Raw genomic sequence first — 759 nt, 5'->3', positions numbered from 1 at the left:
CGAGGAGGTCGAGCGCGCGCGCATCGCCTCGGACCGCGGCCTCGACGAGGCCCGCGTCGGCCGCGAGCGCGAATTGCGCAAGCTGGAAGTCAACCGCGAGAAGGAGGTGGAGACGGTCCTGATGGAGAAGGCCATCGCCATTCATCAGAAGTCGCTGGAAGAGTCTGCCGCCAAGGCGATGGCCGAGGAGGCACGGATGCGTGCGACAGAAGCGACCGAGCGCGTCATTACCGCACGCGAGAGTGAGATCGCCAAGCGGCGCAGGACCGTCGAGGTGCTGCTCGCCGAGAAGCAGGCCGAGGAAACCCGCATCGCCGCCGAGGCCGAGCGCGTACGCGCGGCGGTCGAGGCCGAGGCGCAGCGGATGCTCAACGAGGCCGAGAACGTGCTGACCGATCAGGCACGCTACTCGCTGTTCCGCAGAAAGCTGCTCGACCGGATCGAGGGCATCGTGCGCGAAAGCGTCAAGCCGATGGAGAAGATCGAGGGCATCCGCATCCTTCAGGTCGACGGCCTCAACGGCAACGGCCATGGCGGCAATGGCGGCCGCAGTGCCACCGACGAGGTGATCGACTCCGCCCTGCGCTACCGGGTCCAGGCGCCGCTGATCGACTCCATCCTGGCGGATATCGGCGTCGAGGGCGGAAGTCTCGCAAAAATGCCGGGCCTGATCCGCGAGGCCCGCGACATGCAGGGCATCAAGGAATCCGCGCGCAAGGGCGGCGGTGGTGGCGACAAGCCGGCGGCCTCCCCGCCTGC

General features: G+C 68.1%; 1 protein-coding gene. It reads left to right on the top strand.

Features of this window, described 5'->3' with window-relative positions:
• Window positions 1-759, top strand: a 759-nt coding sequence (locus MOV74_RS39500; RefSeq protein WP_309486893.1) for a flotillin domain-containing protein, incomplete at both ends; no start/stop codon positions are given.

The organism is Bradyrhizobium sp. SHOUNA76 (assembly GCF_023006445.1).
Classification (GTDB): Bacteria; Pseudomonadota; Alphaproteobacteria; order Rhizobiales; family Xanthobacteraceae; genus Bradyrhizobium.
Note: the sequence above shows the minus strand (reverse complement) of the source record. Positions and strands in the feature narration are given on the sequence as shown.